Origin of the sequence: Thermogemmatispora sp., from assembly GCF_019683635.1 — a bacterium.
Lineage (GTDB): Bacteria > Chloroflexota > Ktedonobacteria > Ktedonobacterales > Ktedonobacteraceae > Thermogemmatispora.
This window is the reverse complement of the sequence record NZ_JADGIA010000009.1, coordinates 1-26902: the sequence shown is the minus strand read 5'-3', so window position 1 is coordinate 26902 and position 26902 is coordinate 1. Positions and strand designations below refer to the sequence as shown.

The following is a 26902-nucleotide window of genomic DNA, read 5'->3' as shown; positions in this document are numbered from 1 at the left end:
CGGACCCGTCAATCTACTTCGCCTTGTCTTAGCCGTCTGTACGCTTCTACAGTACATAAGGAGGTCCCTACTATGGTGCGCGTCGAGCCACCGGTGCTCATCAAGGATCTGGACGAGGATGCTTTCCGCGCGCGCTATCAGTGCGATCGCTTTACGGCAACGGTCCTGTCTAGCCGCCTGCGCTACATCGTGCAGCATATGTGCACGGGACTGCTTACCAATGCCTTTTCAGTTATTTTACGGGATTGGTACGATTTCGCCAGTACGATCGCTGGCCCACCAGAGCTGGACTATCCGACACCGGCGGTGAGCAACAGCCTGGTGCTCTTCCTGGGTACGATGACCGATGCGGTGCGCAATGCCGTTGAGGAGTTCGGGCCCCAGAATCTGCAGCCGGGCGATGTGCTGATGTGCAACGATCCCTATCGCATTGGCACCCATGTGAACGATGTCTGCTTTATTCGTCCGGTCTTCTTCGAAGGCCGTCTGGTCGGCTTCGTCAATCTACAGGCTCATATGCTCGACATGGGGGGCGTGGTGCCGGCTGGCTTCAGTGGCACGAAGCGCAATGTCTATGAGAACGGCCTGGTCATCGGGCCGCAGTTGCTCTATCACGACGATCGTCCGGTCAAGTCGGCCTGGAGCCTGATCTTCGACAATGCTCGCTTCGGCAATCTGCTGCTGCCGGACATCAAAACGATCTATCAGAATCTCCGTCTGGGCGAGAACCTGCTGCTGGAGACCATCCAGCGCTACGGCGTTGAGAGCTATCTGGGGGCGGTCCGCTATGCCTGCGATCTCTCGGCGGAGACCATGCGCCAGGCCCTGGCCCGCCTGCCGGATGGCGAGTTCGAGGGTGAGGACTTTATCGACTGCGATGGTATTGACGATAGCGAGGAGTACCACGTCAAGGTGAAGGTGCGCATCCGCGGCGATCGCGCGGAGGTTGATCTGAGCGGCAGCTCACGCCAGGCGCGCACGAGTATCAACGGCGGTTGGCTGGACGCCAAGACGGCGGTGGCGGTGGCCCTCAAGTATCTGCTGGACCCGCGCAGCCCCTTTACGTCGGGCACGCTGCGCAATGTGGATATTGTGCTGCCGGAGGGCACTTTCTTTAGCGCCATGCCGCCCGACGGGGCGATCTTCCTCTATTGGGAGAGCACCCAGCCACTACTGCTGGCAATCTTCCGTGCGCTGAAGGAGGCTCTGGGGCCGAACGCCGTCGGCGGCGATTACTGTTCGCTCAATATCCATAATGCCAACGGCGTGCGCAATGGTGTCCCCTGGGTGACGATGGCGCAGTGCGGCGGCGAGCACGGCCCCTGGGGCGCGACCAAGGATGGCGATGCCGATAGCTATATGGTGTTCTACCTGGCGAATAATCTCGACCCCGCCACCGAGGCCATCGAAGCCGATTTCCCCTGCGTGGTGCTGCGCAAGGAGTATGCCACCGATACTGCCGGCGCCGGTCGGCATCGCGGTGGGGCGGCGGTGGTTAAAGATACGCTGTGGCTGACCGAGGCCGAGCACTATTCGATGCCGCTGCATACGAAGGCCCCCAGCGGCTTCGGCGTCTACGGCGGCAAGGATGGAGCCGTAGGGGCTGTCTGGGTCTGGGAGCCTGAAGCCTACGAGCAGGTTCAGCGAGCCGGTCTGGTCGGCTTCGATGAGGCGGTCTATCGCCAGGCTACACCTGTCGCCGGGGTGCTCAACCCAGAGTCTCACACCCTCGACCGCCAGGGACGCTACTTTCACTTCGCCCGCGTGCCAATCTGGCGCACACGCCCACGCACGATGTTCCGCTACCTTACCAATGGTGGCGGCGGCTGGGGCAATCCTTTGGAGCGTCCCCCCGAGCGAGTACTGCGGGATGTGCGTGATGAGTACATCAGTATCGAGACAGCACGAGAGCTATATGGCGTGGTGATCCAGGGCGACCCTCACCACGATCCCGAGGGACTCCAGATTGACTATGAGGCAACGCAGGCGCTGCGTAACGCAGCTGCCAGTCAGAGGCATTGACAGGCGTTCTATAATCTGTACTGCATGTGAAAGGTGGGATCTATGGGCCAGCACTTCCCGATCTGCAGGAGAACACGAGGCCTTCGACCCGCGGCTCCGGCTTCTATCCCGGTTGCGGTTCCTCCTCATCCCCCGTAAATCAACGCCGCCTTTGCTTGCTGCAGTGCAGAAAATCAATTTGGGACACGCTGATGGTGACTGACAGTTTGTCGAGGGAGCAGAGGCCGGCCCCCTGCCTCCCACCCCACGTCCAGAGAGGAGGGTTCCCGTGGCGCGCAAGCGCGATATTATCGAGGTAGCTGCTCAGCTCTTCGCCCGGCATGGCTACCACGGTACCAGCGTACGTGACCTCTCCGAAGCGCTGGGGCTGGGCAAGGCCAGCCTCTACCACCATATCGAAAGCAAGGATGAACTTCTGTTTTGGGTGCATGAGCAGTTCATCAATCCCTTGCTAGAGGAGACAGAGCGACGCCTGAGTGCCGAGATGGACCCACGCGATGCGCTGCGCACTCTGAGCTGTATTCTGATGCGCGTCATCGCTGACTACCGGCCCTACGTGACTGTCTTCTTGAATGAGTGGCGAGCGCTCTCTCCCGAGCGGGCAGCAGCGATTCGGGAGAAGCGCAAGCGCTTTGAGGGCTACATCCGCGCGGCTCTGCAGCGCGGTATTGAGCAGGGCCTCTTTCGGCCCCTGGATGTCTCGGTGACCTGCCTCGGCTTCTTGGGTATGCACAACTACGCCTATCAATGGCTCAATCCCGAGGGGCGCCTCTCCCCCGAAGAGATTGCGGCTACCTTTAGCTCCATCTTCTTGCGCGGCATTGCCCAGGGAGACAACCAGAGCCAGGCTCCGGAGACCTCAGCCGGTCCACAAGCTGGCTGATCGGCATCGGCCCGCCGCGCGACTCGTCCATTCTCTCGCTCGCTTACTTGCCGAGCGACGAGTGGACGGCCAGCTGTGATGCGGTGCCCAGTACGAGCCGGGGCAGCCACCGGGAGTGCCTTGAGCACCCGTTGCGGCTTGCTGACCCTGGCTGCAGTTCGGGCGCTGCTGGTTGCGTGTGCATTGAGGCAAAGTGAAGCGATGCAGCGAAAGGCGGTTCTTTTATGGCAGCAGCTCCTGTCAGTGATCGGATTAACCTGAGTGGCCAGGTGGCGGTGGTCACCGGCGCGGCCCGCGGCATCGGCCAGACCACCGCCCGGGTGCTGGCCCGTGAAGGGGCCAGCGTGGCCGCCCTGGATGTGCTTCCCTGTACGGAGACTGTGCAGGCAGTAGAGGCGCTGGGCCAGCGCGCCTTGAGCGTGCACTGTGATGTGTCCGATGCGCAGCAGGTGCGCCAGGCGATTGATGAGGTCGTGGCCCGCCTCGGCGCCCCCCATATTCTGGTCACCTGCGCCGGGGTGGTCTCGCGGACAGATCTGGAGGCGATGACGGTGGAGGAATGGGATCGGGTGCTGGCCATTGATCTGCGGGGCACGTTCCTCTGTGTGCAGGCGGTCTATCCCCACATGAAGGCCCGCGGCTATGGGAAGATTGTATGTGTAGGCTCGGTCGCCGGGAAGGTGGGCGGCGTGATCTCCGGCCCCCATTATGTGGCCGCTAAGGGTGGCGTTCATTCTTTTATTAAGTGGGTGGCGAAGGCTGGCGCTCCCCATGCAATCTATGTCAATGCCGTGGCTCCCGGTCCGGTCTGGACGGATATGACGATCGGGCACCCTTATCGCGATGAGATGTCTCCCCTGGGCCGCCTGGGCGATCCGCGCGATATCGCTGAGGCGATTCTCTTCCTGGCTTCCCCTGCCTCGAATTGGATCACCGGCCTGGTGCTGGATGTCAACGGCGGTATGCTCATGGATTAGCAGTGCTCCGCTCTTCCCTCTGGCTCTGCTTTGACTCCAGTTCGAGTGAGCGCGGTGGTGTACCGCTGGCTTCTGCCTTACCACCGCGCTCTTCATCATTATGGAGGACGACAGATCTCCGCCTCTCGCGCCCTTGATCGGCTTCTGCGTGCTCCGACTGCATCTGCGTCAATTGCTGAGCTTGGCGCAGGGTCAGCAGTAATGCTATCCTGGTAGGGCAGAGTAAGAACGGCGAGCAGGAGGGGTGATTGCTTCTCAAGGGCTGAGCAAGCGTGGTGGCGCTGCTTTCCGGCCCGCCCAGAAGCCGCAGCCTTCCTCTACTCTAGCAGAGCGATGATGAGGGACAGGTAGACTATGAGCAGTTCAGCGGAGCAGCCAGCAGAGCCCCAGTCTAGCGAGGCATTGGCCGAACGCCGGCATATGTATGTGATCGATCCCGAGAATCCAGGCGAACTGGCTCGCCTGACGATGCAGGAGCGCATCATCACCGAGGGTATGGGCGGCCTCTTTCCCGAGGGGCTGACGCTGCCCCCGGAGGCCAGAGTGCTTGACCTGGCCTGTGGCCCAGGTGGCTGGGTTCTGGACCTGGCGCGCGCCTATCCCGATGCCGAGGTGATCGGGGTCGATATCAGTCCGGCAGTGGTGGAGTACGCGACGGTCCAGGCCCAGACACGCCGCCTGGCCAACGCCAGCTTTCAGGTAATGGATGTCACAGAGCCGCTGGCCTTCCCCGAGGCAGCTTTTGATCTGGTGAATGGCCGCCTGCTGTCTGGCTTCATGCTGCCCGCAGCCTGGCCACGGCTGGTGGCCGAAGGGTATCGCCTGCTGAAGCCAGGGGCCGTACTCCGTCTGACCGAAGGCGAGCTGTCTCTGACAACCAGCCCGACGCTAAGCGCATTGCACGAGCTGGGAACACGCGTGCTAAAGATGGCTGGTCGCAGTTTTTCGCCTGATGGACGCCATGTTGGTATCACTCCCGTACTTCCGCGCTTGCTGCGCCAGGCCGGATTCCAGCAGGTGCGCCTCCATGCGACCGCCATTGAATGGTCAATCGATACCCCTGCCTACTATGGCCTCTTTAAAGACTGCCTGATGGGCCTGGAGCTGATTCAACCGTTCTTGTTAGGTACCGGCTTGATTGAACGCGAGAAGCTACAGCGTCAGATGCAGCAGGCTCTGGCAGAGATGCAACAGGACGATTTCTGTGCTATCTGGACCCTGGTGACAGTCTGGGGCCAGAAGCCAACGGCCTCATCTCCGGCCTGAGTTCCCTGGCCCGTCCTCAATCCGCCGACTCGGCCTGACTGACCTGGCTCCAACTCGCCCCAGTGTGACCGTGGGTTAGAGCTGGCTTCCAAGAGCCAGCAGGAGGAGAAGGGTACTCAGGAGTAGGCCACTGAGCAGGAGGAAGGCGATGAGGCGGGCCTGACGACTGGTTTCGCCTACCGGGATGTTGACGGCCAGCAGCAGACTCTCATCGTTCATGGTCGGCTGGATCGGCTCCGCCGGATAGCGGGATCTGCCAGCGCTGGCATTGGCCCGCCAGTGCTCAGGCCAGCGGCTGAGATACATGAGCCGTGGCCGGCCCAGGCCACAGCGCAGATAGAGATAGCAGAGAACCACCAGGCCGCCAAGCAATAGCATGCAGACGATTAGAATGAGAAAGGGCAGCATAGTGTTTCGCTCCTTTGTGCTTCACGGCGCCTACACTCGTTCTTTCGTCACCCCAGGAAGAGTGTTGCCACTCTACCTACACTCTGTAATGACGCTTGTCTCTGGCTTCCGTGAAAAGGAAAGGGCGACCAGCTTCACCCATACTCACGAGCTAAGCAGCTTCCCTGGAGACAGATCCCTCCCGCTGGAGAAAAGAGGCTGCAGCGAACAGGCAGAACAGCCAGGCCAGCAAGAGAGGATCTTCAGTATCAGCATCTATCGCTCTTGGCGCTCACGGCTGAGATTGTGACCACCCCGTTGACTGTGATAGAGTACAGGGACGCAGAGAGAATGTGAGAGAAACGAGGTGTTCTATGAGTGACCACGACCAGTTGGAGCTGGCCACGCTCGCGGGAGGCTGCTTCTGGTGCACCGAAGCGGTCTTCAAGCGCGTCAAAGGAGTGGAGAGCGTCACTCCCGGCTACGCCGCTTCCCAGGTTCCGAACCCCAGCTATGAACAGGTCTGCTCGGGAAAGACTGGGGCCGCCGAGGCCGTTCAGATCCGCTACGATCCGCGAGTCATCTCCTACGAACAGTTACTTGACATCTTCTGGCACATCCACGATCCAACGACGCTTAATCGTCAGGGGAACGACGTCGGTACACAGTACCGCTCAGCCATTTTCTACCATGACGATGAGCAACGGCGCATCGCCCTGGCTTCAAAGGAGGCCCTGGAGCGCGCGCGGACCTACCGCGACCCGATTGTGACAGAGATCGTGCCGTTCAGCAACTTCTACCCTGCCGAAGACTACCACCGCGACTACTACGATCGTCACCCTAACCAGCCCTACTGCATGATAGTCATTACACCCAAGGTGCAGAAGCTGTTGAGGGAGTACACTCCGGTCGTTAAGGAAGACCAGGCGCGCGCGTAGCTCGCCAGAGAGGGGACGCGTCCGTAGGCGCTGGGAGCCGGGTCCGAGAGCGAACGGAAGAGCGGTGACCCCAGGGGGAGAGAACAGACACCTGTCTGATTGTTTCAGGTATCTTCTCCCGGCTCGCCCTCTCTGCAGCACTCGTAAGAGCCAGGGCAGAGGGCCTGCCTGGGGTCACCTTCTGCTTCGCTGATAAATGGGGAGCGGAACAGTGGCAACAGTCGGGTCCGCTAGGAGGCGGTCGCTCTTAGAGGACAGCGGTTACCCGGCGCAACTTGCCATCGCGCAGGAAGTTCACAACCAGGCGCTCACCGGGCAAATGGCGCCGCACAATACGCTGCAGGTCGCGCGGCTCAGAGACTGGCTCACCGTCGGCGGCCACAATGATATCAAGACGGCGCAGGCCGGCCCGCTCAGCGGGGCTGTCATGGTGGACTTCCAGCAGCTCCATACCGCTGACCTGGTTGAGCTGGGCGCTGCGCCGCAGAGCCGGGTCTAGCAGGACGCGCATGCCCCCAACTCCCAGCGCCACGCTTCCAGCTCGTGCTGTGCTGCCACGCGTGATACGCGCGATGGCTCCCTGGAGCGTCTCCAGAGGGATCGAGAAGCCCAATCCCTGAGCCAGAGCGACCATCGCGGTCGTCATGCCAACGACCCGCCCAGAGCTGTCAACCAGCGGGCCGCCCGAGTTGCCTGGGTTGATGGGGGTATCGGTCTGAATGAGGTTGGTGAGGCGACGCCCTCCACGCCCCTCCAGCGTACGCCCGAGGGCGCTGACAACCCCCGCAGTCACGGTCCAGTTCAATCCGTAGGGGTTGCCTACGGCAATCACCAGCTGGCCCACACGCAGCTTTCCCCGTCCAAATTCGGCGACCGGTAGACGGTCCGCGCCGATACGCAGGAGAGCAACATCGGCATCAGGATCGGCACCGACCAGGCCGGCATCAAAGGAGCGCCCATCGGCCAGCGTTACCCGAATGCGCCGCGCGCCCTCGACAACGTGGGCATTGGTCAGCACCTGTCCATCGGAGGCGAAGAGGAAGCCGGAGCCCAGCCCGGTCGCGTCGAAGCCGGGCCCCCCATACCCCGGGGAAAAGTATGGCCAGCGCAGCCCGCCGCGCTCAACGTCAATTCGCACTACTGCCGGCCCCACCCGCTCCGCTGCTGTCGTTACCGCGCGCGAATAGGCATCAAGAGCCTGTGCATCGCGTTCTTCTGTTTCCATCATAGCTGCAATTGCGCTTTCTGCTGTGGAACCCCATTTTTCGCCGAGCGTGCGAGGCCGCGAATCAATGAGATTGCTTTCTATTGTATCACATACCCCCTTCAAGGGGCAGCGCAGACTCTCACCCCAGTCGGCTGGCTACAGGGTGCCTAGCAGCTCCATGAGGCGCTCTAGCTCGCGCCCCTCGTCAGCCACTGGCACCAGGGTCACCACCAGCTCATCCAGCCCCTGTGCCAGCAGCTCGCGCAGACGAGCAGCCACCGTGGCCTCGTCTCCCCAGACCACCAGGTTCCTGACCAGCTCTTCTGGCAGCAGACCGTCGGCTCCCAGGGGATAGCCCGCATCCGCGAACATGTTGCGATAGAAGGGCGCGCGCCCATAAAAGCCGAGATGCTTGCGCGCCACCTCCAGAACTGCCCCCCAATCTCTCCCTAACACTACCGGCACATGAGCCAACAAGGGCGGTACCGGACGCCCACGTGAGGTAGCCCCTTCGACCAGAGCCGGCCTGGCCTTCTCCAACAGATAGGAATGGGGGCACATCCACGAAATGGCTCCATCGGCTAACTCGCCCGCCAGTCGAAAGGCCCGGCTCCGCAGGGCCGACACCAGAATGGGAACGCGCACCGGCTGCGGAAAGGTGGCGTGCGCCGTGTAGAAGCGTCCCTGAACGTCCACAGCGCCATCCCACAGCGCCGCTCTCAGGATGCTCACATACTCGCGGAGCTGCTCCAACGGCTCCACCATCGAGAAGCCGTAGACCCCCTCAATTGAGTGGCGATGGCTGGTCCCCACTCCAAGGCGCAGGCGACCCGGCCCCAGCTCCTCCAGCGTGTAAGCCTGCTGAGCCATCACCAGGGGATGCCGCGGGTAGGTCGGCACAATCGCCGTTCCCAGGCGGATGCGCTCCGTCTGCACCAGGGCCGCAGCAAACAGCGTCAGGGTATCCGGCGAGGTCGGTAGCTGCGTCATCCAGAATTGGCGCACACCAGCCTGCTCGGCCTGACGAAGCCTCTCTAGGAGATGAGGCACACCGGCGCGCCCAAAGAGCGCCAGCCCAACACGCTCGCGCCCCGGCTGGTTAGCAGTCCCTTGTCCGTGAGCAGAAGCGGTGCTCTCTTGCTGCATAGGTCTTCTCTCTTCCTTCTCTCATGCAATAGGAGAGCAGCCTCAACAGGCGCTCATCTGCCGAGCAACATAGCACCCGGCGAGCAGCCCTGTCAAGCCAAGAGAGCGCTCCCAGCGGACCGAAACCGCGCACGTAGATCGATCGCTCAGGCCAGCAGCAGGCTAGCGACCCGCCATCGGCTGCCGGCGCTGATTGGCCCCGATCCGATATTCGCGCATCACCAGCTCTGTCAGCTCCTCAACCGAGGTCTGCCCCGCCGGCTTATCCAGGGCAATCTGGCCGTGCTGCAGGAGATTGACGCGATCACAGATCTCCAGTACCTGGGCATAGTTGTGGGCGATCATAATGATCGAGACCTGACTCTCGCTCTTGAGCGTACGAATCAGATTCATAATCAGGCTGCCTTCCTTGGCCCCCATCGCCGCCAGCGGCTCATCCAACAGCAAAATGCGCGCCCGTGAGTAGACCGCGCGCGCAATAGCAATCGATTGACGCTGGCCTCCCGAGAGCCGGGCCACCTCCGTATCGACCGAAGGGATATTGACCCCCATACTCTCCAGATACTCGCGCGCCAGGCGGCGCATACGCCAATTATTGAGCAACGGCAAAGGATTCAGCAGCGACTCACGCTTCAGAAACATGTTGTGATAGACGCTCAATTCATTCACGAGAGCCAGATCCTGATAGACGGTCTCGATGCCCAGTGAACGCGCATGGGAGACCGAGCGCAGGCGGACCTCTCTGCCGTCGATAAAGATGCGGCCCTCATCAGGCTGCAGGAAGCCTGTCAGGATCTTGATCAGTGTCGACTTGCCGGCCCCATTGTCGCCGACCAGGCCCAGAACCTCACCCTGGCGCAGGTAGAGACTGACACCATTGAGAGCTGTCACCGCACCAAAGCGCTTGACCAGCCCCTCTGTGCGGATCACCTCTGTCGTTGTAGACTCACTCATTCGCGCCCTGCCTCTCGCCATAGTCGCAGGCGAACGTTCAAAATCATCGCCACCAGAATGGCCGCCCCCAGGATAATATCAAACGTGAAGGCACTGACCCCGAGCAGGGTAAAGCCATCGCGTAGGATGGAGAGCACGAGCGTGCCCAGGAAGGCCCCGACAATCGTGCCCAGGCCACCGGTCAAGGCTGTTCCCCCGATGACCGCGCCGGCCACCGCCATGAACATAATGTCGGTGCCACCAGCCAGGGGATCGATCGAGGTAATGCGGAAGGCCTCCAGGATGCCTGCGAAGCCGCCGAGTACGCTACAAAGCATGAAGTTTCCAATCTTGATGCGCGCCACATTGACTCCCACCTCGCTGGCTCCTAGCAGATTGCCGCCGGTCGCCACCGTGTGCAGCCCCCAGCGCGTCCAGGAGAGCACAATCTGCATGACGACGGTGATGGCAATGGCCCAGATGATTTCTGAGTAGGAGGCGTGCCCCAAGATTTCATTGATCAGCCCCTCCGAGGGCGTCAAGACTGGGAAACCCTGAGAGATGGTCAGCGTCAGGCCATTGATCAGGAACAGAGTGCCCAGGGTCGTGATGAAAGAGGGCACTTTCAGCATAACGGTGATCAGGCCATTGAACAGTCCCACAAGCGCACAGACGATCAGCCCCAGAATCAGCCCCACCAGCAGCGGCAGGCCCGCCTGATTGGCAAAGTACATGATAAATGGCGCCAGGGCGTAGACTTGACCCACCGAGAGGTCAATCTCACCACAGATCAAGAGCATAACCTCACCGGCGGAAATGATGGCGGTCGCAGCCACAAACTGGGAGAGCGTCCTGATGTTCTGCGTTGAAAGAAAGGCCTGATTGGAGAACTGGAAGTAAATGATCAGGGCTATGGCCACGACCACAATGCTGGCTTCACGCTGCCGCAGGAAGAGACGGGCCACTCGGAGCCAGGGATTGGGCCGCTCCGGCGTCGGTTCCGGCTCCGTCTGCACCGGCGGAGCAGAAAGCACATTTTCGGCCATTGCGATGCTCCTTCTTGTTGTGTGCTGTCTACCTTCTGATTGCCTTCCGCCCTATCAAGCTGCTGCCTGCTCGCACATCTCTGGGCTACCTCGCCAGGCAGATGGTGCTTCCCCCCTTTCAGTTGAGGAGCAGACAGTAATAGTATGTCCTATAGGATACGAATCTGTAAGTCCTCGCCGCTTTCTCGCTCCTCTTCCCCTGGGGGAGGCTACCACCCGTCAGGCCGGCCCAGAGAGTCAAATCAGAGGGGCGCCAGCGCGCCAGACTTACAGATTCCGCAGCTTATCTTATCCTCTTGCCAAAGTACTACCTGGCTGGCTGTCCGCTAGCCGGGGAGAGAGAGGTAGCAGACAGACAGCCAGGCAGCTCGCCAGTTCTCAATTGGTCGGCTTCCCGGCTAGTCTTCTTCTATCCATGTGCTCAGGCCCCTTCACGAACGCGGCACCAGTTGCTCTTTGGAGGAACTCCCCTCAAAGCGCGTCTGCGTGCGCAGATAGGGGCCAACGTTCTCCTTGGTGACAAAGAGCAGACCGGTGTCAGTGTCGGAAGGCACCATCAGACCGCCCGAGAGTAGGTAGAGGAAGAGCTGGATCACCGGGTAGAAGCCCTGCAGGTAGGGCTGCTGATCGATCGTGAAATCGAGGTTGCCAGCCTGGATCTCCTGGAGGGTCTTGGTCAACAAATCGTAGCCGCCGCCATGCACTCCCTTGGACGCCAGGTTGTATTTCTCCATCACCTGGGCCACGCCCTGGGTACTGCCCGCATCAACGGCAAACATGCCTTTGAGGTTGGGATGACCCAAATAGTAGGCTTCAATGCGCGATAGCTCCTCTTCTACCTGGGCCCCCGTCGCGACCTCAACAAAGTTGATCGGCGCTTTGGAGTCCAGGATGGCCTGCTTGGCACCGTCAATGCGTGGCTGAATGTTAAGCGAGCCAGGAGTGGCGATGAAGCCCACGACGTCGCCGCTGCCTACGAGGGAGACAATGCGCTGCCCCATGCGATAGCCCGATTGATAGAGATCCTGACCGATGTAGGCCAGGCGCCGGTTCTTGCTCCCGGCTGGGGCGTCGGCGTTGTAGGCCACCACCGGAATGCCCGCATCGAGAGCGCGATTGACCGGATCATCAAAGGCCGTGGGGTCGATGATGGCAACAGCAATGCCGTCGGCTTTGGCGGCAATGGCTGCGTTGAAGGCGTCTACCATTTCCTTGACAATGCTGTTGGCCGAGCCTGTCCATTGATAGCTGCAGCCGACAAGGGCGCAGGCATCTTGTATGCCGTATTGGGTGGGGACGAAGAAGGGATTGGTGGTGACGTGATTGATGAAGACAAAGTTCCATTTCGGATGGCTGGGGAAGTTGCCCGCCGTTCCCGTGGGCGAGCTGCTCGATGACTGGCCACCACAGGCCGCCAGCGCCGAGGCAAGCGTGGCCCCGGCTCCTCCGGCTAGCGCGGTCTGCAGCAGACGCCGTCGTCTGAGAGGAAGACGCTCGAAATACGCTGAGAAGCTTGATCCTTCCACGGCTGGACCTCCAGTTCCTTCTAGTCGCCTGACAGACAGAGCGATCGCCTGGGAAGGCACACTCCGAGCGAGCGACGAAACTTGACAAGGAGAGCTTCCTCCTTGCTGTTTGCTTGCTTTCCTCGCTTCAGTCGCTTGACTGATTGGTTCGCGCTCTTGCTCCCGGGTCCCTACAACCTCGTACGGATGCTCGTGCTCTCCAGCAGCCTCGTTATCGATATTCATCTATCTAGTGATGGAAAGGGATCGCCGCGCTGGCGCTGGGTTACTCACCTCCTTCCCTGGTAGTAGCTGGCATCTGGCCCTGGCCAGGGCAAGTGCTCAGCGGCAGGTCGGAGCCTGTGCCGCTATAGCCCAGGGCCCGGTGCACATCCTCGGTAGTCAAGACAATGAGTTCGCGCATAGCCTCCTCGGCGGCCAGTTCCTGGCCCTGACGAATGGCCTCGGCAACGCGCCGGTGGAGCGGCATCGTGCGCCGATTAGCCCCTGGCAGGCGCGCTGTCACCAGACGGCTGGCGCGCAAGGGGGCCGCTAATGTGGCCACAATGCGCTGTAACAGCTCATTGTGGGCCGCGGCACAGATGGCGCTGTGAAAGGCCAGGTCAGCCTCGATGTAGGGTTCGGCCTCCTCAACCAGCTCCTCCAGCCGGCCACACGCTCGCTCGATGGTCTCTATCTCTTCGGCAGTCGCCCGCGAGGCCGCCAGCCGCGCCGTCATCGGCTCAAACATGAGGCGCACTTCACAGATTGCCTCCAGAAAGGCTGGATCAGGCCCCACCTCGTACTGCCAGGTCAGCACTTCAGGATCAAGCAAGTTCCAGTCCGTCCGGGGGCGCACGCGTGTCCCCGTTCGGGGGCGTGATTCGATCAGCCCCTTCTCCGCCAGCACTTTGAGCGCTTCGCGCAAGACTGGACGGCTGACGTTGAACTGCTGGCTCAGCTCTGGTTCGCTCAACAGGGCATCTCCCGGCTGAAATTCCTTACGCATGATGCTCAACCCGATCTCCCGCACAACCTGCGCAGACAGGTTCTGCCGCCTGAGCGAACGAAAGGTTCTTGCCATCTGCCTCCACAATTGTCATACAATTTAACGGTATGATAATATAAGATGTGGCCTCTGTCAAGCCGTCCGTTGATGGAGTCCGCTCCGTGGCGCCATTCACTGTCGATCCGATCATCTCTAGAGGAGCTAGCGGGTACCGTTATGAAAATTGTCGATGTCAAGACCCACGTGATGGGCACCGCCTGGCGCAATCTGACTTTTGTGCGCGTGATTACCGATGAGGGACTGGAAGGGGTCGGTGAGGTGCGCATGCTCAATCATACTGATGCCCTGTTGGGCTACCTGGCCGAGGCCGTGCCCAACCATGTGCTCGGCCACGATCCGCACCATATTGAGGATCTGGTCCAGCGCATGTATCGCAACGATTACGCCCGCGCCGGCGAGATTGCCATGTCGGCCATTGCCACCATTGAGATCGCTTGCTGGGATATCGTAGGCAAGGCCCTGGGACGCCCGGTCTATGAGCTACTGGGCGGCCCGGTTCGCGAGCGCATCAAGGCTTATGCGAATGGCTGGTATACGGTCGAGCGTACACCGGAGGAGTTCCATCGGGCGGCGCGGCGCGTGGTTGAACGCGGCTATCGTGCCTTAAAGCTCGATCCGTTCGGCTCGGGTTTCTACGAGCTGGAGCCAGCGGAGAAGCGCAAGGCGGTGGCCCTGGTCGAAGCGGTGCGCGATGCTGTCGGCCCAGATGTGGAGCTGCTGATCGAGATGCATGGGCGCTTTAATCCAGCGACGGCAGTGGAGATGGCCCGCGAGCTGTCTCCGTTCAGACCTTCCTGGATTGAGGAGCCGGTCCCGCCTGAAAACCTGGCGGCGCTCAAGAAGGTGGCCGAGCAGGTGACGATTCCAGTCGCAACGGGCGAGCGCCTCCACACGCGCTACGATTTCCGCCCGCTCTTCGAGCTGCAGGCTGCCGATATTATTCAGCCCGATATTACGCACTGTGGCGGCATTCTGGAGATACGCAAGCTGGCCGCCTGGGCGGAATGCTACTATCTGCTGGTGGCCCCCCACAATGTCGGCGGCCCGGTCTCGACAGCGGCAGCGCTCCACCTGGCAGCTGTAACTCCCAACTTTAAGATCCAGGAGCATTTTAACGATCTCAATGAGGAGTGGGTCAAGCAGGCAGCCCCGGGCAATCCCGAGGTGGTCGACGGCTATTTCTCGCTCCCCCAAGGGCCGGGCCTGGGTGTGACCCTCGATGAGGCTTTTGTGGCCGCCCACCCACGCCAGCGCATTTTCTTTAATCTTTTCGCGGAAAACTGGCATTTGCGCCAGGCAGTGCAGCCACCGGTGCAGGGATCTGGCGCTTCTCCTGCCGAGCAGCCACCATCGCCGTCAGCCCCCTGATCAGCGACTGAGACGAGCTGCTCTGCTACCCAGAGGGCTTATGAACTCCTCTCTTCTCTCTTAGATGGGCTGGAGCAGGACGGTCATGAGAAGGGCCGCTCCGGCTCCAGCCAGGGTCCATAGCAGCGACCACGGCTCGCTGGAGCGCTGACTCGCCGGTAAGAGATGACTGGCTCCTAGATAGAGCAGGAAGCCACTAAAGAAGCCCAGGTAACGCGGCAGGAGCGCGGTCGGCAGGCTGATCCAGATGGTCGCCAGCGCCCCCAGCAGAGGCGTGCAGGCAAAGAAGAGCAGCCAGGCAAACGCCTGCCGGCGGCTGCTGTTGTTGGCCAGTAAGAGGACAACGGCGTTGAGGCCCTCAACAAGGTTGTGGAGAATGATGGCCCCGGCCAGGAGCAGCCCCGTAGCCGGGTTGACGAGGAAGCCAAGGCTGATGGTCGCTCCTTCGAGCAGGCGATGCAGTGAGAAGAACAGTACGGAGATGATGCCGAGAAGGGGCCGCCCCACGGTGACGGTCGAGGTCTCACGCTGCTCTGTTTGCCAGTGCAGGGCCAGCCTTTCAAGCAGATGAAAGGTGAAGAAACCGCCAGCCAGGGCGACAAAAGCTGCAAAGCGCTCGTTCGGTAGCAGGGTCAGCACACTGAAGAGGCGCGGCAGCCATTGAAAGGCGGCCAGGCCGACGAGCGCGCCGGCGGCGAAGGCCATGACCTGCCGGAGCTGTTCCCGTTGCCTCAAGGCGACGATTCCTCCCGCACAGGTGGAGCAGAAGGCGATAATTGACAGCCAAATCGTGCTCATCCGGGTTTTCACTCCTGAACTGGGAAAATGCCGGCTGAGAGATCCACAGCGATGTCACCGCCGGCACTGGCGGCGCACTCCCAGGAGGCCAATCCGTCCCTGGTCCTTTCTCTAAAAGTGATACCATATTGTTCCTTTTCAAAGCAATGCATTTCTGATACTCTTACTCCCGAAAGTCGCTTGCTTGTCAGTCAGAAAGCGCCAGGGAGGCGAGCACGTGCGAGGATGCCCCGGGTCCTCAACTCAACGGGAGGATGAGGCAGAGTGTAGAGGCAAGGAAGCTGGCGGAAGGAAGGGACGAGGAAGACTGGTCAGGCACCGGCGGCAGCGCCTGGCGTCACCGCACCGCTTCGCGCGCGCTCTCTCTGGGAGAAGCCGGGACAAGCGCCAGGCCGGGGGATGCGCCTGCGCTTCCTTACTTGGCCTAGCGCAGGGCCGTTTCGCTCAGGTTCGCTCCGCTCTGCTCTCAGACTGCGTTGGGGGCGCTCAGTAACGCATCGATGGCCGCGGTCAGTGTCTGAAGCTTGAAGGGTTTTTCGACGACCACGGCCCGAGGAGCGATGCTTTTGGCTTGCTCAATCTCGCTGGCTGGCGCCGCGGTGCAGAGAATGAGCGGCAGATTACGCGTGTGTGGATGGGCCCGGAGCTGACGAAGAACATCTTCGCCCGCCATATCGGGCATGTAGAGATCGAGGATGAGAAGATCGATCGGTAGAGAATCAGGAGCCGGCCCTTCGGCTTCCGTCCCAGCGGGTTTATCGGCAAGGAGAGCTTCCAGGCACTCGCGGGGATGTCGATAATGCACCACGCGATGACCGGCAAAGTCTAGAAAGGTCACGCAGAGCTTTGCAATGCGCGGATTATCTTCCAGCAGGCCAACCTGCGCCATGTTGCTACCTTCTTATTTAAGAAAGCAGATCTGTTATCCGCTCTTCCCACAAAAGGATACAGACAACACCCTGCAAATCTGGTGATGCTTCTGCTTTGCTCAACACATCCCGTTCAAGATTGTAGTGTTCTTGATAGACGCATGTCAAGATAGTGTTGCTCCAGCGCGGGGCACAAGAAGGTAGCTCGCCTTGCCTCGACGGGTCGGCTTTGATGCTGTACAATGCCTTCAGACGAGGCAGTTCGCTGCTGCGTTGTTGCCGTTCTGCCGCTCTGAGGCGCCGTTACCACGTTGTTCTCATCTGGGTTCTGCCTTCATCCACACCAGAGTAATCTGCTTTGGCTCGGCCCGAGCTGGTTGAGGGTGGCCTGTCTCGGCAGGGCAGGGGAAGAGACACAGCGGCGCCGGGGCGAGCCAGCTATCAGGATGGGAATGTCACAAGGAACGTATGAGCGAGAGCGAACAGGAACAGAGCAAAACACCCCCCGTCAGCGTGGTCCGCTTCGGCTTGGGAAAGGAAATTCAGCTTTATCCAGAGGAGCTGGCGGTGGTGAAACGCGAGGAAGGGGAGGAGACGCGCATTCCACTGGCGCAGATTCAGCGTCTGATTCTGATGCCAGGCGATCCCAATCCCGCCAAGCTGATCTTGTTGGCCGACCTTGACGAGAACGAGACCGTGATGCTGGCCGAGGGGATGAGCAATGTGCGCGATTTTCGCGCGATGCTGCCGCGCCTGCGCGAGCTGGCACCCCACATCCAGTTTGATCCTCCCGATATGGAGGAGCAACTGCGCCAGGCGCTCAATACGCGCCGTGCCTGGACTTTGACCTGCTATGGCGCTATTCTCCTGGTCTGCATCTTACTCTATCTGATTTATTTGCTGGTAGCCTATATCGGTAGTCACCACCCATGAGCGCCTCGACCGCTACGAGGTGCTACCTACGGAGGAGCGGCAGGCAGGGCCGGCTAAGACGGCGTCCCGCCTGCTCTTCCTGGCCACTACCTCTGGTCAGGAGGCGAAGATCCTTCTTGCCGGCGAGGAGGGAGAGCAGACGGTAGCTGCGGCTCTTGCTCCTCCTGCTGCGCGGGTGGCTGGTCACCGGGTCCCGCTGTGGGCCGCGCCGCGCCGAGTAGCCCACGTCGATGACGACGGTTGCTGCGCGTGAGCCAGTAGAGCAGGGCGAAGAAGGCAACAGCCAGAAGCAGAGGGACGAAAGCGTTGGTATTCCAGCCGCCGCTGCTGCCTGGGAAAATATAGACATCATCTACAGCAGCGTAGAGCTGACTGTAGTCGCTGGCGCCCAGAGTCAGGGCGTAGACCTGTCGATTCTTGGGAAGGTCACCGCCGATCACTGCGCTCCAGACCTGTCCGCTGTCGTTGCTGCGCAGGACGCCGATGCTGGTTCCCAGGTAAATAGTGGTCGGGCTGCGAAAGTCGATCAGGATAGCTCGCACGCTGACACGCGCCAGGCCCTCCTTGTTGCGCTGCCAGCTCGCGCCGTTGTCGTGCGAGAGAAAGATGCCCTGATCGCTGCCAGCGAAGACCAGGTTCGGATCTCCTCCGCTGAGGGCCGCCGGACGCACGCGGTAGACGGTGATCCCCGCGGGCAGGCCCCGGCTGAGAGAGCGCCAGCTCTGCCCGCCGTTGTCAGAGCGATAGACGCCGCCAACGGTGGCCGCCCAGAGTTGACCCTGATCGCTGACATAGGCCAGGTCATTGATCGGAAGGTTCGTCGGCAGTCCCTGAGTGGCCGCGCGCCAGTGTTCTCCGCCATCGCTGCTGACAAAAACGCCGTGGTGAGCCGTCCCAACATAGAGCATACTGGCGTGCTCCACGTCAATGGCCAGGGCTGTGCAGCTATCTGCCGGCAGCCCCTGATTGGCTGCCTGCCAGTGCCCTCCACCGTCGCTACTGACAAAAACGCCGCGGCTGGTGGCTGCATAGAGGCGGCGCTCGCTGGCATCAAAGCTAAGGGCATTGACGGCCAGCGGCAGGGGCAAACCCTGATTACGGGGCAGCCAGTGCTGACCGGCATCGCTGCTGGCAAAGATGCCATCCTGGGCATCGCCGGCATAGAGCTGAGCCGGATCTGCAGCGTTCGCCACCAACGCCCGGATGTGCTCGCGCTGCAGGCCGGTTGATTCCCAGGCGCCGCCAGCGAGGATGCCGCTGCTGGGAGCACAGGCCGCCAGAAGCAGCAATAACCCAAGTGCCAGCGTCCACAGGGGAAAGGAGCGCAGCCTTCGCCGCGACCACGTCTTATGAACGGCGGCGAATGACCCGCTCGATGTAGACAACCGTTTCTTGAATCTCATAGCCCCGTGGTAGCTTAGGGGCCTTCCCAGATGCCACCGGCCCCAGCGGTTTCAGATGGCTCAGCAGCGGCAGGGTCTGAGCAGCCTGGTGGCCCGCCCCGGCAGAGCGAACCAGGAGGGCAGTCAGTCGACGCCGTAGTAGCTCCAGGCCCACGCCCACAGCCAGGGCCCCTACTCCGGCGGCTACCCCCTGCACCGGACCGCGCAGGAGCGCCGGCCACTGCCGCCGTCGCGGCGCCAGGGCTGGCCGTGGCCTGGTCACCAGGCTGCGGGAGACCGGGATGACCAGCTCAGCACCGCAGGCCGGACAACGCTGGTCCTCCGGCGCGCAGCTGGCATGACATTCAGGACAGACCATCGCTCTCCTCCCTTACGTCCTTTGTGCTTGTCATGCTTGCTTGCCTCTTGCATACAGAAATAGAACGAACCGTCGCAGAGCCTGGTTTCGCTTCTTCCTGGTCTAGCCCCGACCGTCGTGGCCCCGCTCTTCCAGAATCTCTTCGAGCGCCGCGATGATCATGGCGTTCTCCTCGATGGTGTTGTAAAAATAAGGAGAGATGCGCACAAGGCCAGGGCGCGAATCGACGATAATATTGCGTTTGATCAGCTCGGCGACGATCTGCTCGGGCTGCTCCATCTCTAGCATGACGATCGAGTTGCGTCGCTCCGGCTCCTGGGGAGCACGCACCCGCCAGCCATGCTCGCGCGCCCGCGCAATCAGATCATTGGTCAGGTAGCGCGTGCGCTCACAGATAGTCTCAACGCCAATCTCGCGTACAATCTCCATACCAGCGTTGGCAACGTAGACAGATGGGACCGCTGGCGTCCCCAGCTCGATCCGCGCCGCATCTGGACGAAATTCCAGCTCCCGCGTCTTGAACTGGAACTGCTGGCGATGGCCAAACCAACCAGCGATCGTCGGCTCTAACTGCGAGAGCAGCCCCTCACGGATATAGACAAAAGCCAGACCAGGGCCACCCATCAACCATTTGAGGGTGCCACTGACCAGAATATCGATGTCCATCGCTTCAACATCGATGGGGATCTGCCCCGTGCCCTGGTAGTCGTCAATCAGAAGATAGGCCCCTTGCTTGTGAGCAATGTCGGCTACAGCCCGCACGTCCTGAATGTAGCCGCTGGTATAGAAGACGCGCGAGGTGGCCACCAGCAGGGTGCGCTCATCTACCTTCTCCTCGAACAGCTCAGGGGGCGTGCAGATGCGATCGGGGCTTTCGACAAAGACGCATTCAACGCCCAGGCGCCGCTTGGCTAGCCACTGGTAGGCGAGGGTAGGGAAATCCATGTCGGCCAGCACCACTTTGTTGCGCTGGCGATAGTCAAAGGCGCTGGCAATTGCCCCAAGAGCCACGGAGACATTGGGAGCGAGAGCCACCTCGTGCGGCTCCGCACCGATGATGGCCGCAAACTGGCGCCGCGCCCGCTCTAGCTCGCCCAACCAGATTTCGTACCAGGCGTGCGCTCCCCATTCATTCCAGCGCTCGGTGAATTCGGCCAGACGCGCCATCCCGCGCTGCGAGAGGGCCCCCAGCGAGCAGCTATTGAGATAGGTCTTGCGCTGAAGAATGGGGAATTCCTTTCGGTAGGCCTCTAGTTCAGGGTGCTCTACCGCAGGCGGTACAGGATACGGCACACGCGACGCATCCGTGGTCATGACTACTTGCTCCTTGCTTGCTTGTGTCTTGTCTCAGGCGAGCCACCTCTGGGCAACGGCTGGGAGGGAAGCCTCAGCCACAAGCCAGCCTGGCCGGGCGTTCGACAGACAACAAGCTGTGTGTGACCCGGCTGCCGACCCTCATCTCAGCCAGATCGCTCTGGCCACAGCCAGAATGTGGCTTCGCTCGCGCTGCTGCCTTTGCTCTTGCTCTCTATCTATTCTAGCGCTGCTCGTGTACACAGAGAGAGTGCACGCTGGTCTCGTCTTGTGGTCTGTTGCCTCCCCACCTCATCAACCTGATCAGCGCTAGCCCCTGTTGCCAGCCCAGAGTATACCAGATCCGTCGTTGCTTGTCTTCCCATCTCCTGGTTCAGCCCAACCAACGGGGGAGACGGCGCCAGGAACCAGCCTTCACAGGCCCTAGGGACGCACATTGCGGGCCAGGGCGCCGATGCTGCGCAGCAGCGAGACGGCGGCCCGTTCGACTTCGTCAACGCTGCTCCAACGTCCGAGTGTGAGGCGCAGGGCGCCCAGGGCGCGTTCACGGCTCAGGCCCATCGCCAGGAGAACGGGCGACGGGTCGGCGCTGCCCTCATGACAGGCCGAACCGGTGGAAGCGGCCACTTCAGGCGTAGCCGCCAGGATCTCCTCGCCGCTGAGACCACTGACGCTCACATTGAGCGTGTTGGGCAGACGCTCATCGGGATGGCCGTTGAGCTGGACACGTTCGCCCAGGTTTTCGCGCAGGCGCTGCCAGAGCAAGTCGCGCAGGCGCTGCAGCCGCGCCCTCTCCGAGGGCAGACGCTCCGCCGCCAGACGGCAGGCAGCGCCCAGGGCCACACAGGCCGCCACATTCTCGGTTCCAGCTCGTAGGCCACGCTCTTGCCCTCCCCCATAAACGATCGGCTCCAGGCCAAGACCCAGACCGCGACGCACATAGAGGGCGCCGACACCCTTGGGGGCGTAGAGCTTGTGCCCGGCCACCGTAAGCAGATCTACACCCAGCTCAGCGACGGGAGTGGGGATCTTGCCCACACTCTGGGCCGCATCGCTGTGCATGAGCGCGCCGTAACGATGAGCAATGGCCGCGATCTCAGCCAGCGGCTGCAGGGTGCCGGTCTCATTGTTGGCGTGCATGATGCTGACCAGCACTGTGCTCTGATCCATCGCCCGCTCGACCTGTTCTGGGGAGACGCGCCCGTACTCGTCGACCGGCAGATAGGTGATGCGGAAACCGTGGAGCCGCTCCAGCGCGCGACAGGTATTGAGCACAGCTGGATGCTCGGTGACCTGGGTGATGATGTGGTTACCCTGCTCCCGCCGCGCCAGGGCCACCCCCCGAATGGCCAGGTTGTCGCTCTCGGAGCCGCCCCCAGTGAAGATAATTTCTCCTGGGGTGCAGCCGAGCAGCGCAGCTACTTCAGACCGCGCGCGTTCGAGGGCCTGATGGGCCGCCCAGCCATAGCTGTGAGCGCTGGAGGGATTACCAAAATGCTCGCGCAGGTAAGGGAGCATGGCCTCAACGACGGCAGGATCAACCGGCGTAGTGGCATTGTAGTCCAGATAGATCAGATCGGTACGTAGCCCTGGATGCCGCAGGCTCATGCTGGCCTCCGCCTCCTTCCTTCTCTCCTGATCGGCCTTATCCGCTCTCCTTAAGCAGCTTAGGAGAGCCGGGCCAGCTCGGCCTCCAGCCCCTCCCGCAGCTCTTGCCACAGCCCACGCACGGTCTCCTCGCTGGTACGCAGGTTGCCGATGGCGGCCCGCAGACTATATCTGCCGCGCAGCCTGGTATGCGAGAGAAAGTAGTGCCCCGCTCCGTTGATGCGATTGAGGAGGCGCTCGTTGAGAGCCGTCAGCTGCTCCTCGTCGTCGAGCCCGCGCGGATGGGCCCGGAAGCAAACGGTGCTGAAGGGAGCGGGTGCCAGGCGCTCGAAATGGGGCGCCTCATCGATCCACTGGGCCAGAAGCTGCCCGAGGCGAATGTGCTCACGTAGACGCGCCTGGAGGCCCTCCTGCCCAAAGTAGCGCATAATCATCCACAACTTCAGCGCGCGGAAGCGCCGCCCGAGCGAGATGCCATAGTCCATGAGATTGGGAGCCTCCTCGTCGGTGCGCAGAATCTCCAGCACCAGACTGAAGGTGGCCTTGACAATCTCAGGCTTGCGCGTGAAGAAGACACTGCAATCCAGTGGCGTGAAGAGCCACTTGTGGGGATTGACAATAAAGCTGTCGGCGCGCTCGCAGCCGGCCAGAATATGGCGATACTCCGGCAGCAGCGCGGCAGAGCCGGCGTATGAGGCATCGATGTGCAGCCAGAGGCCGTAGCGCTCACAGAGATCAGCAATGGCCGGCACCGGGTCGACGCTGGTGGTGGAAGTGGTGCCAACGGTCGCAACAACGGCGAAGGGCCGCCAGCCAGCGGCCAGGTCCTCCTCGATGGCTCGCTCCAGGGCGGCAACGTCCATGCGATACTCATCGTCGACGGGAATCTTGCGCAGGCCCTCCAGACCAACGCCCAGGACGATGCCAGCCTTATCGACAGCAGAGTGTGCTTCCTGAGAGGCATAATAACGCAGACGCGGCACCTCGGGCCGCCCACTCATGCCGCGCTGACGGATCTGGAGATCGCTGAGGGCTTCGCGCGCCGCCGCCAGGGCGTAGAGGGTGCCGGCGGAGGCGGTATCATTGATGACGCCAAAGAGCGGCTCGGGCAGACCAAGCATCTGGCGCAGCCAGTCGAGCGCCACTTGCTCTAGCTCCGTGGCAGCCGGGGAAGTGCGCCAGAGCATGGCGTTAACGTTGAGGGCCGCGGCGAGCAGTTCGCCGAGAATGCCCGGGCCGGAGCCGGTAATGCCGAAGAAGCCCATGAAGCCAGGCGCGTTCCAGTGGGTGATGCCGGGAAGAAGAATGCGCTCAAAGTCGGCGAGGATGGCTTGCATCGATTCGGGCTGCTGCGGCGGCTGGGCTGGTAAGGCCCGCCGGATATCGCCCGGCTGCGTGCGCGCAAGTACGGGATAGTCGCCGACGTGCTCTAGATAATCGGCAACCCAGTCGACCACCTGGTGGGCGTAGAGGCGAAAGCTGGCCGGGTCCATGTCGCCGGTGGCCTGCTCTTGTTGGGCAGGATCAAGGGTTGCTCGCTTCTGCTCTCTTTCTTGCATGGTCAGGGTTCCTGCTCCTCTCAACATCGATCGTCTCGCCGCTGCTGCCTGTCTGCCTGGCTCCCCGCTTGAAGCTGTCGGTAAGCTGTCGGTCGCCCAGAGCGCCGTGAATCTCGCTGGCGAGGCCACCGCCTGACTGACACCTCTCCCGAGCGGGGAACACAATTCAGGAGACGGGCAAGGACTGATCGTTTAGATCTTATCACATCTGGCCCGCCGGGTGGGACAGGCTTACCCCAGGCTCGGCGCCGTTCAGTCAGAAGGTAGAGGATGCAGGCTACCAGGCTAGCTGCCAGCGCTTTCTGTGCCTGGGTTCCCCAACGCCTGACCGCACGGGGGACGAGGAGAAGGCACCCGGGATCACTACGGCGCTGAGCGGCTAGCCCTGGCCCGGCTCTGTGATGGCGATCCAGCGCGTTGGCTCCCCTTTAGCTGAGACCGAACTTCTGCGCCAGCTCGCGGTTCGAAGGCTCCACGAGAACGGAGCCGTCGGGGAAGACGATGGTGGGGACGCTGCGCAGGCCGCCATTGACCTGCATAACGTAGGCTGCAGCCTGCTCGTCTTTTTCTATATCGATGTAGTCATAGACAATGTGGTGCTCGTCGAGCCAGCGCTTTGCTCTACGACAATCACCACACCAGCTTGTCGCATATACCTTGATTTGCTGTTGGGTAATAGTCGAAGCGGTAGCGTGTCCTTCCACTGAGATAGCTCCTTGGGAATACGGTGATAGTGGAGTGCGGAACCCCAGGTTACATTTTATAAAAACACAGCTGGGACACTGCTCTATTCCTGAGTCTGTCCTCCAGACCTCCGTGTGACGCTTCGCTGGCTTGGCCTGGCCTGGCCCTGCTCTCCTGGCTCTGAGGCACCTGAGCGACTGCGGCGACTGCGATCCAGAGTGGGGTCACCCCCAGGCCCCTGCATGCGGTGGTAAACTGAGAACCACACAGGCAACGATGCCTTCCCGGCCATGCAACCTTTCCCGTCAGCCAGGTGTTATAAGGAGCAGAGTCAAGAGCAAAAACACGCCTACCTGAACAGGAGTGAGGCATAAAGGAGAGGAGGCCAGTACAAGCAGTGAAGCCGGCTTTCACCTTCATTCCCAGAGCTAGCAAACACCTGAGATCGGGCCTATCGGGGCAGGAGTCCAGAATAGGCCGGGGTCTGGAGCAGGGCCATGCCCATGAATCATGCTGATGTGGCAGGCATTCACCAAGAGCAGGCGCTGTTGAATAGCTTGCTTGCCGACCTCGACCGCTGCTTCGAGCAGGTAGTGCTGCACTATGAACAGCGCCTCTTTGCCTTCGCTCTACGGCTGAGTGGGAGCTATGAGGAGGCGCAGGAGATTACTCAGGATGCCTTTGTGCGCGCCTATCACGCGCTCAGCGGCTATTCTGTCGAGCAGGTGCGCAATCTGGCTCTGCGCGCCTGGCTCTATCAGATTGTGCTCAATGTAGCGCGCAATCGACTGCGCAAGCTCCGCCACCTGCCGACCTGTGTCTCTCTGGAACAGGTGGGCACTGACGCAGACGAGGAGCTAGAGAGTGCACCCGCCGAAGGGCCCGAGGCCCTCCTGGAAGCGCGTGAGCGCCAGCTCCTGCTGCAACAGGCGCTTCTGACACTGCCGCTCGCCTACCGTGAGGTGATTGTGCTGCGCCACATCGAGGGGCTGAGCTATCCAGAGCTGGCGCACCTGCTCAATCAACCGATTGGCACCGTCAAGGCCAGAGTCCATCGTGGCCTGGCGCAGCTGCGCCAGGTGCTTGCCAAACACCATGCTCGTGAGGTGCTCTATGACTGAGCAACAGTCTCGCAGCCTATCACAAGCGCGACAACTGGTCCGCGAGCTGCGCACTTTCCAGCAGGAGGCCTCACCTCCACCAGCCCTGCGCTCCCGCGTGTTGTTTCGAGTCGGGCTGGCTGACGGCTACCTGCGCTTCTCGTCGCCGATCGGACCGGTCTTCGTGGCACTGAATGCACGCGGGATCTCCGCCGTGGATCACGCAGAGGATGCCGCCAGCTTCGAGGCTCGCTTCCGTGCGGAGTTTGGACGGCCCATCTTTCCACTCGATCCCGCCGAGGCTCCAGCCTGGGTCGGAGAGATCGAGTCAGCCCTGCAGACCGGTCAGACGGCCCATCTGCCTTTCGATCTGCGCGGTCGCAGCCCCTTCGAACAGGCGGTCTTGTGCCGGACACTGCTGATCCCCTCTGGCGAGGTGCGCCCCTACGCCTGGGTAGCGCGCGAGATCGGGCAGCCACACGCCGTACGGGCCGTGGGCAACGCCCTGGCACGCAACCCTATCCCGCTGCTGATCCCCTGCCACCGCGTGGTGCGCAGCGATTGCCAGATCGGCAACTACAGCCTGGGCGGCCCGTTCAACAAACGGGCGTTGCTGCAGGCCGAGGGAATCGACCTGACCCTGTTGGAGCAGCTCGCCGCCAGGGGAGTGCGCTACATCGGCAGTACGACCACCCATGTCTACTGCTTCCCGACCTGTCGCTACGCGCGCCGGATCGCCCCAGAACACCGCCAGCCCCTGCGTTCGCCAGAAGAGGCCGAGCGCCTTGGCTACCGCCCCTGTCAGCGCTGCCGTCCTGCCCCGCCGGAAAGTCCAGATATCGGTCTCGCCAGCGAGTAGTCAGGGGGAGACCAGCCTGCGCTCAGCCCGCACTGGCCCCCTGACCCAGGCGCTCCAGAAGACGCTCCAGCAGGCGCCGGCCACCGCTGGCGACGAGGCGCGGGCTGCGCGCCATAATTCCCATGAGCAGGCCCGCGGTGAACTCGCCACGCATAGCCTGGGCCCACTGGGCCGGTGTCAGACGCCGGAGCAAGACTAAGGCATCGTCCCACTGTTCATCACGGTAGGCCGCAATGTGCCTGTTGATCAAATAGGCAAGCTCCATCTCGCGCCCAAAGCGCGCCCGCCAGCGACGGTCAAAGCGCTCCAGGAAAGCCGCCGAGGTGTTACCCTCCTCGATCGCCTCCGCCGCAACCTCCCCAGCCAGCCACCCGGCGTAGATGGCAAAGCGAATGCCCTCGCCTACCAGCGTCGACCCCTGCCCCCCGGCATCGCCCGCCAGCAAGAGGCCAGCGGTGGAGAAACGTTCCACTGGCCCTTCCGCCGGGAAGAGGCCCGTGTGATACTCGACAGGACTGGCCCCGCGTAACTTGTCACGCAGGCGCGGCTCCTCGCGGAGCAGATACTCCAGATAGAGGCGCGCATCATCCTCGCTATCTGGATGAATCACTCCCACCCCGACGCGAACCCGCCCCTGCCCCCGCGGAAAGATCCAGGCGTAGCCGCTGGG

25 protein-coding genes are annotated in these 26902 nt (G+C 61.8%); 9 read left to right on the top strand and 16 right to left on the bottom strand.

The window, feature by feature from the left end; genetic code table 11:
• Positions 1-72: 72 nt before the first annotated feature.
• From IRZ31_RS02310 to IRZ31_RS02295, 4 genes are all read left to right on the top strand, one after another.
• Entirely contained in the window at positions 73-2022 is a 1950-nt protein-coding gene (locus IRZ31_RS02310; RefSeq protein ID WP_297149111.1) for a hydantoinase B/oxoprolinase family protein, read from the top strand.
• A 268-nt stretch (positions 2023-2290) separates the two neighbouring features.
• On the top strand, positions 2291-2905 hold the full coding sequence (locus tag IRZ31_RS02305) for a TetR/AcrR family transcriptional regulator (protein WP_297149110.1): 615 nt from the start codon (positions 2291-2293) through the stop codon (positions 2903-2905).
• Positions 2906-3129: 224 nt separating this feature from the next.
• Positions 3130-3882: an SDR family oxidoreductase gene (locus IRZ31_RS02300; RefSeq protein ID WP_112426390.1), complete on the top strand. Its 753-nt coding sequence runs from the start codon at positions 3130-3132 to the stop codon at positions 3880-3882.
• A gap of 354 nt (positions 3883-4236) precedes the next feature.
• The gene (locus IRZ31_RS02295) at positions 4237-5148 is read left to right on the top strand and encodes a class I SAM-dependent methyltransferase (protein ID WP_297149105.1); all 912 of its coding nucleotides are present in this window, start codon (positions 4237-4239) and stop codon (positions 5146-5148) included.
• 75 nt (positions 5149-5223) lie between these two features.
• Here the strand turns inward: IRZ31_RS02295 and IRZ31_RS02290 are convergent, their stop codons facing one another.
• Complete coding sequence (locus tag IRZ31_RS02290) at positions 5224-5556, bottom strand: hypothetical protein (protein WP_297149103.1); 333 nt, start codon at positions 5554-5556, stop codon at positions 5224-5226.
• A gap of 353 nt (positions 5557-5909) precedes the next feature.
• Here IRZ31_RS02290 and msrA point away from each other — a divergent pair, with 353 nt between their 5' ends.
• Positions 5910-6473: a peptide-methionine (S)-S-oxide reductase MsrA gene (gene msrA / locus IRZ31_RS02285; RefSeq protein ID WP_297149101.1), complete on the top strand. Its 564-nt coding sequence runs from the start codon at positions 5910-5912 to the stop codon at positions 6471-6473.
• 247 nt (positions 6474-6720) lie between these two features.
• On the opposite strand, the gene IRZ31_RS02280 is transcribed toward msrA, so the two are convergent.
• From IRZ31_RS02280 to IRZ31_RS02255, 6 genes are all read right to left on the bottom strand, one after another.
• The gene (locus IRZ31_RS02280; RefSeq protein ID WP_297149099.1) at positions 6721-7701 is read right to left on the bottom strand and encodes a trypsin-like peptidase domain-containing protein; all 981 of its coding nucleotides are present in this window, start codon (positions 7699-7701) and stop codon (positions 6721-6723) included.
• 135 nt (positions 7702-7836) lie between these two features.
• The gene (locus tag IRZ31_RS02275) at positions 7837-8826 is read right to left on the bottom strand and encodes an LLM class flavin-dependent oxidoreductase (RefSeq protein WP_297149097.1); all 990 of its coding nucleotides are present in this window, start codon (positions 8824-8826) and stop codon (positions 7837-7839) included.
• A gap of 162 nt (positions 8827-8988) precedes the next feature.
• Entirely contained in the window at positions 8989-9780 is a 792-nt protein-coding gene (locus IRZ31_RS02270; RefSeq protein ID WP_297149095.1) for an ATP-binding cassette domain-containing protein, read from the bottom strand.
• A complete protein-coding gene (locus IRZ31_RS02265; protein ID WP_151728392.1) occupies positions 9777-10805 on the bottom strand; it encodes an ABC transporter permease in 1029 nt (342 codons plus the stop codon). Before IRZ31_RS02265 ends, IRZ31_RS02270 begins: the two co-directional genes overlap by 4 nt.
• Positions 10806-11236: 431 nt before the next feature.
• Positions 11237-12274: a sugar ABC transporter substrate-binding protein gene (locus IRZ31_RS02260; protein ID WP_363325625.1), complete on the bottom strand. Its 1038-nt coding sequence runs from the start codon at positions 12272-12274 to the stop codon at positions 11237-11239.
• A gap of 322 nt (positions 12275-12596) precedes the next feature.
• The gene (locus tag IRZ31_RS02255; RefSeq protein ID WP_297149091.1) at positions 12597-13394 is read right to left on the bottom strand and encodes a FadR/GntR family transcriptional regulator; all 798 of its coding nucleotides are present in this window, start codon (positions 13392-13394) and stop codon (positions 12597-12599) included.
• Between the two features lie 141 nt (positions 13395-13535).
• Here IRZ31_RS02255 and dgoD point away from each other — a divergent pair, with 141 nt between their 5' ends.
• The gene (dgoD, locus tag IRZ31_RS02250; protein WP_363325624.1) at positions 13536-14747 is read left to right on the top strand and encodes a galactonate dehydratase; all 1212 of its coding nucleotides are present in this window, start codon (positions 13536-13538) and stop codon (positions 14745-14747) included.
• A gap of 60 nt (positions 14748-14807) precedes the next feature.
• Here dgoD and IRZ31_RS02245 read toward each other — a convergent pair whose 3' ends face one another.
• Positions 14808-15545, bottom strand: a complete 738-nt coding sequence (locus IRZ31_RS02245; RefSeq protein WP_297149088.1) for a ZIP family metal transporter — start codon at positions 15543-15545, stop codon at positions 14808-14810.
• Between the two features lie 466 nt (positions 15546-16011).
• On the bottom strand, positions 16012-16434 hold the full coding sequence (locus IRZ31_RS02240; protein WP_112426363.1) for a response regulator: 423 nt from the start codon (positions 16432-16434) through the stop codon (positions 16012-16014).
• Between the two features lie 448 nt (positions 16435-16882).
• Between IRZ31_RS02240 and IRZ31_RS02235 the strand changes: the two genes are divergently transcribed.
• Positions 16883-17347 carry a hypothetical protein gene (locus tag IRZ31_RS02235; protein ID WP_297149083.1) on the top strand — a complete coding sequence of 155 codons (465 nt, stop codon included), beginning with the start codon at positions 16883-16885 and terminating at the stop codon, positions 17345-17347.
• 86 nt (positions 17348-17433) lie between these two features.
• Here the strand turns inward: IRZ31_RS02235 and IRZ31_RS02230 are convergent, their stop codons facing one another.
• The 6 genes from IRZ31_RS02230 to IRZ31_RS02205 all read right to left on the bottom strand — a co-directional run bounded on the left by IRZ31_RS02230 (position 17434) and on the right by IRZ31_RS02205 (position 24293).
• Entirely contained in the window at positions 17434-18732 is a 1299-nt protein-coding gene (locus IRZ31_RS02230; RefSeq protein WP_297149081.1) for a hypothetical protein, read from the bottom strand.
• Positions 18695-19108, bottom strand: a complete 414-nt coding sequence (locus IRZ31_RS02225) for a hypothetical protein (RefSeq protein ID WP_297149079.1) — start codon at positions 19106-19108, stop codon at positions 18695-18697. The genes IRZ31_RS02230 and IRZ31_RS02225 overlap by 38 nt, the downstream gene beginning before the upstream one ends.
• A gap of 102 nt (positions 19109-19210) precedes the next feature.
• Positions 19211-20422 (bottom strand): aminotransferase class V-fold PLP-dependent enzyme, encoded by a 1212-nt coding sequence (locus tag IRZ31_RS02220; protein WP_297149078.1) that lies wholly within the window; start codon positions 20420-20422, stop codon positions 19211-19213.
• Positions 20423-20845: 423 nt separating this feature from the next.
• Positions 20846-22030, bottom strand: coding sequence for a cysteine desulfurase family protein (locus IRZ31_RS02215; protein ID WP_297149076.1), 1185 nt, complete (start codon positions 22028-22030; stop codon positions 20846-20848).
• A 59-nt stretch (positions 22031-22089) separates the two neighbouring features.
• Positions 22090-23589 carry a pyridoxal-dependent decarboxylase gene (locus IRZ31_RS02210; protein ID WP_297149074.1) on the bottom strand — a complete coding sequence of 500 codons (1500 nt, stop codon included), beginning with the start codon at positions 23587-23589 and terminating at the stop codon, positions 22090-22092.
• Positions 23590-24017: 428 nt separating this feature from the next.
• Positions 24018-24293 (bottom strand): mycoredoxin, encoded by a 276-nt coding sequence (locus tag IRZ31_RS02205; protein WP_297149072.1) that lies wholly within the window; start codon positions 24291-24293, stop codon positions 24018-24020.
• Between the two features lie 477 nt (positions 24294-24770).
• On the opposite strand from IRZ31_RS02205, the gene IRZ31_RS02200 reads away from it, so the two are divergent.
• Positions 24771-25394, top strand: coding sequence for a sigma-70 family RNA polymerase sigma factor (locus tag IRZ31_RS02200; protein WP_297149071.1), 624 nt, complete (start codon positions 24771-24773; stop codon positions 25392-25394).
• On the top strand, positions 25387-26232 hold the full coding sequence (locus IRZ31_RS02195) for a methylated-DNA--[protein]-cysteine S-methyltransferase (RefSeq protein ID WP_297149070.1): 846 nt from the start codon (positions 25387-25389) through the stop codon (positions 26230-26232). Before IRZ31_RS02200 ends, IRZ31_RS02195 begins: the two co-directional genes overlap by 8 nt.
• Positions 26233-26254: 22 nt before the next feature.
• Here IRZ31_RS02195 and IRZ31_RS02190 read toward each other — a convergent pair.
• A partial coding sequence (locus IRZ31_RS02190; protein ID WP_297149068.1) for an NAD(P)/FAD-dependent oxidoreductase occupies positions 26255-26902 on the bottom strand: 648 nt, incomplete at its 5' end.

What these genes read in the sequence shown, in the direction of transcription:
- IRZ31_RS02215 (WP_297149076.1), bottom strand. Translation starts at nt 22,030, where the DNA reads ATGAGCCTGCGGCATCCAGGGCTACGTACCGATCTGATCTATCTGGAC.
- IRZ31_RS02300 (WP_112426390.1), top strand. Translation starts at nt 3,130, where the DNA reads ATGGCAGCAGCTCCTGTCAGTGATCGGATTAACCTGAGTGGCCAGGTG.
- IRZ31_RS02265 (WP_151728392.1), bottom strand. Translation starts at nt 10,805, where the DNA reads ATGGCCGAAAATGTGCTTTCTGCTCCGCCGGTGCAGACGGAGCCGGAA.
- IRZ31_RS02200 (WP_297149071.1), top strand. Translation starts at nt 24,771, where the DNA reads ATGCCCATGAATCATGCTGATGTGGCAGGCATTCACCAAGAGCAGGCG.
- dgoD (WP_363325624.1), top strand. Translation starts at nt 13,536, where the DNA reads ATGAAAATTGTCGATGTCAAGACCCACGTGATGGGCACCGCCTGGCGC.
- IRZ31_RS02220 (WP_297149078.1), bottom strand. Translation starts at nt 20,422, where the DNA reads ATGACCACGGATGCGTCGCGTGTGCCGTATCCTGTACCGCCTGCGGTA.
- IRZ31_RS02270 (WP_297149095.1), bottom strand. Translation starts at nt 9,780, where the DNA reads ATGAGTGAGTCTACAACGACAGAGGTGATCCGCACAGAGGGGCTGGTC.
- IRZ31_RS02255 (WP_297149091.1), bottom strand. Translation starts at nt 13,394, where the DNA reads ATGGCAAGAACCTTTCGTTCGCTCAGGCGGCAGAACCTGTCTGCGCAG.
- IRZ31_RS02195 (WP_297149070.1), top strand. Translation starts at nt 25,387, where the DNA reads ATGACTGAGCAACAGTCTCGCAGCCTATCACAAGCGCGACAACTGGTC.
- IRZ31_RS02225 (WP_297149079.1), bottom strand. Translation starts at nt 19,108, where the DNA reads ATGGTCTGTCCTGAATGTCATGCCAGCTGCGCGCCGGAGGACCAGCGT.
- IRZ31_RS02275 (WP_297149097.1), bottom strand. Translation starts at nt 8,826, where the DNA reads ATGCAGCAAGAGAGCACCGCTTCTGCTCACGGACAAGGGACTGCTAAC.
- IRZ31_RS02295 (WP_297149105.1), top strand. Translation starts at nt 4,237, where the DNA reads ATGAGCAGTTCAGCGGAGCAGCCAGCAGAGCCCCAGTCTAGCGAGGCA.
- IRZ31_RS02310 (WP_297149111.1), top strand. Translation starts at nt 73, where the DNA reads ATGGTGCGCGTCGAGCCACCGGTGCTCATCAAGGATCTGGACGAGGAT.
- IRZ31_RS02280 (WP_297149099.1), bottom strand. Translation starts at nt 7,701, where the DNA reads ATGATGGAAACAGAAGAACGCGATGCACAGGCTCTTGATGCCTATTCG.
- IRZ31_RS02235 (WP_297149083.1), top strand. Translation starts at nt 16,883, where the DNA reads ATGAGCGAGAGCGAACAGGAACAGAGCAAAACACCCCCCGTCAGCGTG.
- IRZ31_RS02245 (WP_297149088.1), bottom strand. Translation starts at nt 15,545, where the DNA reads ATGAGCACGATTTGGCTGTCAATTATCGCCTTCTGCTCCACCTGTGCG.
- IRZ31_RS02240 (WP_112426363.1), bottom strand. Translation starts at nt 16,434, where the DNA reads ATGGCGCAGGTTGGCCTGCTGGAAGATAATCCGCGCATTGCAAAGCTC.
- IRZ31_RS02290 (WP_297149103.1), bottom strand. Translation starts at nt 5,556, where the DNA reads ATGCTGCCCTTTCTCATTCTAATCGTCTGCATGCTATTGCTTGGCGGC.
- msrA (WP_297149101.1), top strand. Translation starts at nt 5,910, where the DNA reads ATGAGTGACCACGACCAGTTGGAGCTGGCCACGCTCGCGGGAGGCTGC.
- IRZ31_RS02210 (WP_297149074.1), bottom strand. Translation starts at nt 23,589, where the DNA reads ATGCAAGAAAGAGAGCAGAAGCGAGCAACCCTTGATCCTGCCCAACAA.